Raw genomic sequence first — 8,626 nt, forward strand, 5'->3', positions numbered from 1 at the left:
GTGTCCTGTGTGCCCGTGTCCTGTGTGCCCGTGTCCTGTGTGCCCGTGTCCTGTGTGCCCGTGTCCTGTGTGCCCGTGTCCTGTGTGCCCGTGTCCTGTGTGCCCGTGTCCTGTGTGCCCGTGTCCTTCGCCCGCTGTGCGGGCCCGGTCCCCGTGGTGTGCACTGCCCCGTCTCCTCGTCTGTGCGGTGCCGCGTGCCGGGGGTCCAGGAGGCGGCCGGGCCGGCTTTCCCCGTCCGGCGGCGGCCGCGGGTCCCCCGTCGTTTCCGCGCGTTCGCTCATATTCAGGGACGCATCGCCCGCGGGGGCGGTGCACGGGCGAAGGCCGACCTCACCCGGGGGTGAGGTGATCGGCACATCGGGGTGCGGTGGAGGAGGCACTCCCGTGGAGCCGTTACAGTGGACGGGTCGGTGTGGCATGTGTCCCCCGGGCTCTACCTGACGCCTTCGGGGAATACCGCCGGTCCCATGCGGTCCGGGCTGGAGCTTCGTTGTGCCTTTCGCCGTGAGGCGACCACCACACCGACATGAACGCCGAGGCCCCGGCGAGTTCGTCTCGCCGGGGCCTCGGCGTTCGCGCGTCTGACGGGCGTCTAGGGCGGTGCCTCCGGGACGGCGCGGGGGCGGGGTGTCATAGTGCGGCGGCCGCGATCGCGGCGCCGATCGCGGCGAGGACGATGATGACGGCGGCCGCGGCGAGGACGACGGTGCGGGCACGGCGGCGGGGTGCGCCGAGCCGTGTGAGGCGATGGGCCAGCCGCGGGTCGTCCTCGCTCAGGCGGACCTCGATCTGTGTGAGGATCCGCTGCTCCTCCATCGACAGCGCCATGCTCATACCTCCGGGGGTCAGGTGCTGTGTTCCTCCCCACGGAGCATGATCATTATCCCTTCGGAGTGGTGACCGTCACGGCGCGCGCGGGGGCGCTCTGGTGGTGGAGCCGGTCCAGTGCGGTGACGTAGTAGGTGTAGGTGCGGCCGGGTTCGGCGGACGGGTCGATGATCCCGCCGCCGCGGACGTCGGCGATGAGCTGGTCGGGTTCGGCGGGGGCGCAGCCGGCGCGTTCGCCGTCGGCGCGGTAGACGCCGTAGGTGGCGGCGCCTTCGGAGGCCCGCCAGGTGACCTTCACGCCGTCGCCGTGCGGCTCGGCGGCGGTGTCCTGGACGGGCGGGGGCGCCTTGCCGCCGTTGCCGTCGACGGCGGGGCGCAGCGCGGGCCGGCGGTAGTGGTCGTCGCGGAGCCGTTCGGCGAACTTGCGGCGGTTCTCGGCGATGTCGGAGGCGCTGAAGTAGACGTCGCCGCGGACCTGCGGGTGCTTGGCGTTGAGGGTGAGGTGGCGCGACAGCTCGGCGGGGTCCTTCCAGGCGGCGTCCTCGCCGACGCGGTAGGCGCCCTGCCCGATGGTCAGCTGCACGTCGGTGCCCTCGACCTGCTCGGCCCACCAGCCGACGAGCTCGGCGTAGTCGGCGGCGGGGTCGCCGATCGGCCAGTACAGCTGTGGGGTGACGTAGTCGAGCCACCCCTTCTTGATCCATTTGCGGGTGTCGGCGTAGATGTCGTCGTAGCTCTGCAGGGCGCGGGTGTCGGATCCGGCGGGGTCGGTGGTCTTGTTGCGCCAGACCCCGAACGGGCTGATGCCGAACTGCACCCACGGTTTGGCGTCGTGGATCCTGCCGGACAGGTCCTCGACGAGGAGGTCGACGTTGCGGCGCCGCCAGTCGCCCTTGTCCATGCCGCCGCCGCGGGCCTTGTAGGTGGCCTGGTCGGGGAACTCGCCGTCCTCGGGGTAGGGGTAGAAGTAGTCGTCGAAGTGGACGGCGTCGATGTCGTACTTGTTGACGACGTCCATGACGGCCTTGGTGGCCAGTTCCCGCACCTGGGGGATGCCGGGGTCGTACCACAGGCCGCCGCCGTACTCGCGGACCCAGCCGGGGTTCTTCCGGGCGGGGCTCTTCTCGGACAGCTTGTTCAGGTCGTCGTGCCGGGAGATCCGGTAGGGGTTGAACCAGGCGTGGAACTCGAGGTTGCGGGCGTGGGCCTCATCGAGCATGAACTTCAGGACGTCGTAGCCGGGGTCCTTGCCCTGCTTCCCGGTGATCCATGTCGACCACGGCTCGATCGGGGAGTCGTAGAACGCGTCGGAGTTGGGGCGGATCTGCACGAACACCGCGTTCATGTTCATCTGCTTCGCGGTGTCGAGGAGGCGGGTGAACTGCTTCTTCTGCTCGGCCGCCGGGGCGCCGGGGTCCTTGGGCCAGTCGATGTTGCCGACGGTGGCGATCCACAGGGCGCGCAGCTGCCGCGCCTTGGAGTCGCCGGGGGCGGGGACGGCGGCGCATTCGGCGCGCGCCCCCGCCGGGACGGGCGCGCCGCCGCCTCCGGAGCGCTCGTCGCCGCCGAAGCCGCAGCCGGCCAGCACGCCCGCCGACATCGCCGCCGTGAGTGCCGCCGCCGCCATTCGAATCCTGGATCGCCGTACCATAGCGGGCCCATTGTGACCCACCCGGCGCGATGCTCGGGACGAAACACCGTCGCCGCCCCGCTCCGCCCGCCGCGGACCCCGCCGCCCGCAAGATCCCTGCCCGTCCCTTTTTCTGCGTTGCGATCTTCGAACATGCGTTCCATACTGGCCGGGCATTTGTCGTTCAGGTGCTCGAAAGGGGTCGGGTGTGCGGTGGGACCATCTGCGGCTGGACGGCGCCGCGGCGCCGGACGCGGCACCGGACGCGCCGCTGATCGAGCGGCGGGCGGTCACGCGCACGATCGACACCCCGGAGTTCCGCGGCATGACCTTCTACGAGGTCCACGCGAAGACGGTCATCAACAAGGTCCCGGAGGCGTCCCGCGTCCCGTTCCGCTGGACGGTCAACCCCTATCGAGGCTGCAGCCACGCGTGCCCCTACTGCTTCGCCCGGAGGACGCACGAATACCTGGATCTCGATCCGGGGGCCGACTTCGACTCGCGGATCGTGGTGAAGGTCAACGCGGCCGAGCGCCTCCGCGCGGAGCTGGCGGCCCCCCGGTGGCGGGGCGAGCACATCGCGATGGGCACCAACGTCGACTGCTACCAGCGCGCCGAGGGCCGCTACCGGCTGATGCCCGGGATCCTGGCGGCACTGCGCGAGGCGGCCAACCCGTTCTCGATCCTGACCAAGGGCACGCTGATCCTGCGGGACCTGCCTCTGCTGCAGGAGGCCGCCGAACGCACGCAGGTCGGCGCGGCGGTCTCGGTCGGATCGGTCGACCGGGACCTGGCACGGCTGGTGGAGCCCGGCGCCCCGCCGCCCCGCAGCCGCCTGGAGGCGGTGGCGGCGCTGAACGAGGCCGGCATCGGCTGCGGCGTCCTGATGGGCCCGGTCATCCCCTACCTGTCGGACTCGCCCGCCCAGCTCGACGCCGCCGTCCGCCGGATCGCCGACGCGGGTGCCACGTCGGTCTCGGCGATCACCCTGCACCTGCGTCCGGGCGCCCGCGAGTGGTTCATGGCGTGGCTGCGCGAGCACCACCCCGGCCTCCTGGCCCCCTACGCCCGGCTGTACCGGGGCGGCGCCTACGCGCCCAAGGACTACCAGGAGCGCATATCCCGGCGGGTCGCGGACCTGGCGGCCGCATACGGCGTCGGCGGCGGCGCGCACCGCCGCGCTCCCGAGCCCGGCGCCACCGCACGCCGTGCCGGGCCGGCTCCCCCTCAGCAGATGTCCCTCCTGTGACCCGCGCGCCGGTGACCCGCGCGCCGCCCGCCGTCATGAGGGGCCGGCGCCGCCGACCCCTTCGGCTCCCTCCCCGGTGTCGGTGCGGTGCACGCCGAGGCCGGTGCGGCCGGCGGCCAGCACCGGCCGCAGCACGAGGTCGTCGTCGTAGTCGCCGCCGAGTTCCGCCCGGTACGGCAGGGGCGCGGCGGAGGGCAGGGCGCGCAGGCGCTCGTCCAGGGCCGCCTCGGCGGCGGCGTGGTCGGCGGGGCCGGCGCGGTCGGCGCCGGTGACGACCAGGGGCGGCAGGACGTCCATGCCGGTGTAGAACAGGGTGCCGTGCAGCAGGGGGAACAGGACGTCCTCGGCGTGGCCGTGGACGCCTCGGGGACCGAAGCCGGTGGGGCGGGCGCCGGCGGTGGTGACGACCAGGGCGCGGCGGCCGGCCAGGCCGCCGTCGCCGTACCGCAGCACGCGACCGTGCCCGTCGGTGACACCGAACGCGAAGCCCTGCACGAAGACGCGGTCGAACCAGCCTTTGAGGATGGCGGGCATCCCGAACCACCACAGCGGGAACTGCACGACGAGCGCGTCCGCCCAGGCGATCTTGTCCTGTTCGGCGCGGATGTCGGAGGCCAGGCCACCGTCGGCGTGGGCGCGCTCGGACGCGGCGCCGACGATGAGGCGGCCCCCGGGGTCGTGGCCGAAGTCGGCGGGCCCGACGAGCGGGTTCCAGCCCATCGCGTACAGGTCGGAGTGGCGGACGTGGTGGCCCAGGCGCCCCAGGGTGGCGGCGCCGTGGTCGCGGAGGGCGCCGTTGAGGGAGCGCCGTTCGGGGTGCGCGAAGACCCACAGGACGTTCATGCTGGACTTCTCCTTCCGTGTCACCGGCCTCCGATGCTGCCGCGCGGGGGGACCGGGCACGAGTGGCCGGAGGGACATGGTGTGCAAGGATCGGGCCATGGTGTTCGCGGGCGGCAGGCACCGGGTCGCGGTGCTGGTGCGCGAGGGCGTGCTGCCGATGGAGCTCGGAATCGTCCACCAGCTGTTCGGCAACGCGCGCTCGCGGCAAGGCGCTCCCCTGTACGAGGTGGCGTCCTGCGCCGTCGAACCGGGCAACGTGCCCACCGACGCCGACTTCGCCGTGGCCGTCCCGCACGGCCCGGCCGCGCTGGCCGAGGCCGACACGGTGATCGTGCCGGCCTCGCATGCGCACGACGAGTCCTGCCCGGCCGGGGGGCCGGTGCCGGCGGCCCTGGTGGCGGCGCACGCGCGCGGCGCGCGGGTCGCCTCGATCTGCACGGGCGCGTTCGTGCTGGCGGCGGCGGGGCTGCTGACGGGACGGCGGGCGACGACGCACTGGCTGTCGTGCGACCGGTTCGCCGCCAGGTTCCCGGGCGTCCGGGTGGACGCTGCCGTCCTGTACGCCGACGAGGGCGACGTGCTGACCTCGGCCGGGGAGGCGGCGGGCATCGACCTGTGCCTGCACATGATCCGGCGTGACCACGGCGCGGCCGTGGCGGGGGACGTGGCGCGCCGCACGGTGGTGCCGCCGCACCGCGACGGCGGCCAGGCCCAGTTCATCGCCCGCCCGGTGCCCGAACCGCGGGACTCCTCCACGGCACCGGCGCGGGCGTGGGCGCTGGAGCGCCTGGACCGGCCGCTGACGCTGGCGCGGCTGGCGGCTCACACGTCGATGAGCGTGCGGACGTTCACGCGCCGGTTCCGGCAGGAGACGGGCGTGTCACCGCAGGTGTGGCTGACCGGGCAGCGCGTCGAGCGGGCGCGGCGGCTGCTGGAGGAGACCGACCTGCCCATCGACGCGGTCGCGGCGCGCGCGGGCTTCGGGACGGCCGCGTCGCTGCGGTCGCATCTGCGGGCGGCGGTGGGGGTCGCGCCGACCGCCTACCGCGCCACCTTCCGCGGCCCCTGACCGCCCTGACCGCCCGGACCGGCCGGCGCGCCGCTAGGCGTGTTCGGGGTCGAGTTCGACGGGCCGGGCGATGACGTCGACCATGGCGCCGTTGCGCAACACGGTGATGGGCAGGGGGCGGCCGATCGCCTCGGCGAACATGAGCCGCTGCAGCGACTGCGCGTGCGCGACCGGTTCGCCGCCCGCGGTCAGGACCAGGTCGCCGGTGCGCAGCCCGGCCCGGTCGGCGGGGCTGGCGGGCACGACCTCGGCGACGCGCAGCGCCTCGTCCTGCCCGGTGCGGGCGCGCAGCGCGGCCGGGACGGGAACGGGCGCGGCGGCCAGCCCGAGGAACGCGCGGCGGACGCGGCCGTCGCGGATGAGGGCCCCGATGATGCGGCGCGTGGTGGCGTTGATGGGGACGGCCAGCCCCAGCCCGATCCCCGCGACGGCGGTGCTGACGCCGACGACGCGGCCGTGCGCGTCGGCGAGCGCGCCGCCGGAGTTGCCGGGGTTCAGGGCGGCGTCGGTCTGGATGACGTCCTCGATGACGCGGACGGCGCTGCCGGTGCGGGTGGGCCGCGAGGTCGGCAGCGACCGGCCGAGCGCCGACACCACCCCGGCGGTGACCGACCCGGTCAGGCCGAGGGGGTTGCCGACCGCGACGACGAGCTGCCCGACGACCAGCGAGTCGCTGTCGCCGAGGGTGACCGGGCCGGGAACGGGCCCGTCGGCGCGGACGACGGCCAGATCCGACAGGGGGTCGGTGCCGACGACGGTGAACGCGCCGGTGGCGCCGCCCGCGAACGCGGCCTGCCCGCCGGAGGCTCCGCCGACCACGTGGGCGTTGGTGAGCAGGAACCCGTCGCCGGTGAACGCCACCGCCGACCCGGCGCCCTCGCCGCGCCGGTGCCGGACGCGCAGCGCGGCCACGCGCGGCGTCAACTCGCGGGCCACGGCGGACACGACACGGGAGTAGGCGTCCAGCGGCGGGCCGCCCTCGGGGGGATCGGGGATCATCGCACCTCCCGGGATGATTACATGGTTACACAGTAACCCGGGATTTCAGCGCAGGGTGGACAGACCGCCCCGTCCAGCCCGCCGAGCCGCTCCGCGGCCTGCGTCACGACCCGGTCGCAGGACTCCGGATCGGTGACGTCGGCGACGGCGACGCACGCGTCCCCGCCCTCGGCGGCGACCATCGCCGCGGTCCGCCCGGCGGCGTCCTCGTCGACGTCGGCGCACGCGACCCGCGCACCCTCCCGCGCCGCGGCGATCGCGATCGCGCGGCCGTTGCCGACCGGCGGATCCGGATCGTCGCTGGGCCTGGTCCCCGCGCCGACGACCAGGATCCGGCGTCCGGTCAGCACACCGCCCCCGGCGGGAAGATCGCGCATGCCGGGAACCGTAGCCGACACCGCCCGCCGCCGCCCAGCCCCGGAACCGCCGCGGCTGCGGCTAGGGTGCGGGGCATGGGCGGCGTCGCGGGAACGGCCGGTGGACCGGTGGCGGCAGGACCGGCGGCAGGTGAGCCGGTGGTGGTCGAGCGCGCCGACGGCGCCGGCGGCGAGTTGGTACTGCGCCGCGCCGGCACCGACTACGAGATCATCAGCAACGGCGTGTTCCTCATGGACACCCGGGGCGGCGCGTCCGAGCGGCTCCTGGTCCGCGCCGCCGCGCAGGACCTCGACGCCCCGGCGCGCCTGCTCATCGGCGGCCTCGGCGTCGGCTTCTCCCTGGCCGAGGCCCTCACCCTCCCCCAGGTGGCGCACGTCACCGTCGTCGAACGCGAACCCGCCGTCATCGCCTGGCACGCCCGCGGCGCACTGCGGCCCTGGTCGCGCGGCGCGCTGGACGAGCCCCGCGTCACCGTCGAGAACGCCGACCTGCTCGACCACCTCGCCGGCGCGGGCGGCGGGCGCTTCGACGCTCTGTGCCTGGACATCGACAACGGCCCCGACTGGACGGTCACACCCGGCAACGCCCGCCTGTACGCCGCGGCGGGCCTGGACCTGCTCACCCGCCGCCTCACCCCCCGCGGGACCCTCGCGGTGTGGAGCGCGAACGCCGCACCGGCCTTCGAGGCGCTGCTGCGGGAACGGTTCACGCGGGTCCGGGTGCGGGAGGTGCCGGTACCGCGCGGCGAACCCGACGTCATCTACCTGGCGAGCGGGCCCCGTCCGGCGGACGCCGCCCAGGCCGCCACCTGAGACCACGCCAGATGCGCCCGGCCCTGCGCCGCGCGAGGGCCTCGGGCCGGTTCGCGTGGACCGCGCGGGCGGGAACGGGAAACCGATTCGCTACATTTCGGCCTGACAACACCTTTTTGGGAGGATCTGTGGCTACTGCCCACGCAGCCCAGCGGCGCCCCGCCGTCCTGGGCGACCTGCTGCCCGGTTCCCTGGCCCGCGACGCCGCGCTCGTCGCCGGCGCCGCCGCGTTCGTCGGCGCCGCCGCACAGCTCGCCGTCCCGCTGCCCGGCACACCGGTACCGGTGACGGGGCAGACCTTCGCGGTGCTGCTGGCGGGCGCCGCACTCGGACCCGGCCGCGCCGCCCTCGGCATGGTCATGTACCTGCTGGCCGGGATGGCGGGCGTGCCCTGGTTCACCGACGGCGGCTCCGGCACCACCGCCCCGACCCTCGGCTACGTCATCGGGTTCATCGCCGCCGCCGCGGCCGTGGGCGCCCTCGCGCGGCGCGGCGGCGACCGGACACCCCTGCGCACCACCGCCACGATGCTCGCCGGGACCACCATCATGTACGCCACCGGCGTCCCGTACCTCATGGCGTCCCTGCACATCGACCTCGGCGCCGCCCTCGACCTCGGCGTCACCCCGTTCCTGGCGGGCGACGCGCTCAAGGTGCTGCTCGCGGCCGGCCTGCTCCCCGCGGCGTGGAAACTCACCGGAGCCGCCCGATACCGCTGACCCCGCCACCCCGTCCCTCCCGGGCCCGCGCCACGCATGTGCCCGGGAGGGACGGGCATGAGCACCCCGGGCGGACGCCCCCACCGCCCGCGCCTGTGG

9 protein-coding genes are annotated in these 8,626 nt (G+C 74.8%); 4 read left to right on the plus strand and 5 right to left on the minus strand.

Annotation, left to right across the window (positions count from 1 at the left end; all coding sequences use genetic code 11):
* Positions 1 to 630 precede the first annotated feature (630 nt).
* The gene (locus tag E1281_RS33465; protein WP_243717676.1) at positions 631 to 834 is read right to left on the minus strand and encodes a DUF3040 domain-containing protein; all 204 of its coding nucleotides are present in this window, start codon (positions 832 to 834) and stop codon (positions 631 to 633) included.
* A 46-nt stretch (positions 835 to 880) separates the two neighbouring features.
* Complete coding sequence (locus tag E1281_RS33470) at positions 881 to 2,455, minus strand: family 10 glycosylhydrolase (RefSeq protein WP_243717677.1); 1,575 nt, start codon at positions 2,453 to 2,455, stop codon at positions 881 to 883.
* Positions 2,456 to 2,666: 211 nt separating this feature from the next.
* Here E1281_RS33470 and E1281_RS33475 point away from each other — a divergent pair, with 211 nt between their 5' ends.
* On the plus strand, positions 2,667 to 3,707 hold the full coding sequence (locus E1281_RS33475; protein WP_207943649.1) for an Rv2578c family radical SAM protein: 1,041 nt from the start codon (positions 2,667 to 2,669) through the stop codon (positions 3,705 to 3,707).
* Between the two features lie 33 nt (positions 3,708 to 3,740).
* Here the strand turns inward: E1281_RS33475 and E1281_RS33480 are convergent, their stop codons facing one another.
* Complete coding sequence (locus tag E1281_RS33480; RefSeq protein ID WP_131883719.1) at positions 3,741 to 4,550, minus strand: NAD(P)H-dependent oxidoreductase; 810 nt, start codon at positions 4,548 to 4,550, stop codon at positions 3,741 to 3,743.
* 97 nt (positions 4,551 to 4,647) lie between these two features.
* Here E1281_RS33480 and E1281_RS33485 point away from each other — a divergent pair, with 97 nt between their 5' ends.
* Positions 4,648 to 5,619 carry a helix-turn-helix domain-containing protein gene (locus E1281_RS33485; protein ID WP_207943650.1) on the plus strand — a complete coding sequence of 324 codons (972 nt, stop codon included), beginning with the start codon at positions 4,648 to 4,650 and terminating at the stop codon, positions 5,617 to 5,619.
* Positions 5,620 to 5,652: 33 nt separating this feature from the next.
* Here E1281_RS33485 and E1281_RS33490 read toward each other — a convergent pair whose 3' ends face one another.
* Both E1281_RS33490 and E1281_RS33495 read right to left on the minus strand, forming a co-directional pair.
* Entirely contained in the window at positions 5,653 to 6,618 is a 966-nt protein-coding gene (locus tag E1281_RS33490; protein WP_131883721.1) for a trypsin-like peptidase domain-containing protein, read from the minus strand.
* A 17-nt stretch (positions 6,619 to 6,635) separates the two neighbouring features.
* Complete coding sequence (locus E1281_RS33495; protein WP_131883722.1) at positions 6,636 to 6,995, minus strand: SDR family oxidoreductase; 360 nt, start codon at positions 6,993 to 6,995, stop codon at positions 6,636 to 6,638.
* A gap of 75 nt (positions 6,996 to 7,070) precedes the next feature.
* Here E1281_RS33495 and E1281_RS33500 point away from each other — a divergent pair, with 75 nt between their 5' ends.
* Both E1281_RS33500 and E1281_RS33505 read left to right on the plus strand, forming a co-directional pair.
* Positions 7,071 to 7,808, plus strand: coding sequence for a spermidine synthase (locus tag E1281_RS33500; RefSeq protein WP_207943651.1), 738 nt, complete (start codon positions 7,071 to 7,073; stop codon positions 7,806 to 7,808).
* A gap of 128 nt (positions 7,809 to 7,936) precedes the next feature.
* Positions 7,937 to 8,527 carry a biotin transporter BioY gene (locus E1281_RS33505; protein ID WP_207943652.1) on the plus strand — a complete coding sequence of 197 codons (591 nt, stop codon included), beginning with the start codon at positions 7,937 to 7,939 and terminating at the stop codon, positions 8,525 to 8,527.
* The last annotated feature ends 99 nt before the right edge of the window (positions 8,528 to 8,626 follow it).

Source organism: Actinomadura sp. KC345 (genome assembly GCF_004348515.1).
GTDB lineage: Bacteria > Actinomycetota > Actinomycetes > Streptosporangiales > Streptosporangiaceae > Spirillospora.

What these genes read in the sequence shown, in the direction of transcription:
- E1281_RS33485 (WP_207943650.1), top strand. Translation starts at nt 4,648, where the DNA reads ATGGTGTTCGCGGGCGGCAGGCACCGGGTCGCGGTGCTGGTGCGCGAG.
- E1281_RS33500 (WP_207943651.1), top strand. Translation starts at nt 7,071, where the DNA reads ATGGGCGGCGTCGCGGGAACGGCCGGTGGACCGGTGGCGGCAGGACCG.
- E1281_RS33470 (WP_243717677.1), bottom strand. Translation starts at nt 2,455, where the DNA reads ATGGCGGCGGCGGCACTCACGGCGGCGATGTCGGCGGGCGTGCTGGCC.
- E1281_RS33495 (WP_131883722.1), bottom strand. Translation starts at nt 6,995, where the DNA reads ATGCGCGATCTTCCCGCCGGGGGCGGTGTGCTGACCGGACGCCGGATC.
- E1281_RS33490 (WP_131883721.1), bottom strand. Translation starts at nt 6,618, where the DNA reads ATGATCCCCGATCCCCCCGAGGGCGGCCCGCCGCTGGACGCCTACTCC.
- E1281_RS33480 (WP_131883719.1), bottom strand. Translation starts at nt 4,550, where the DNA reads ATGAACGTCCTGTGGGTCTTCGCGCACCCCGAACGGCGCTCCCTCAAC.
- E1281_RS33465 (WP_243717676.1), bottom strand. Translation starts at nt 834, where the DNA reads ATGAGCATGGCGCTGTCGATGGAGGAGCAGCGGATCCTCACACAGATC.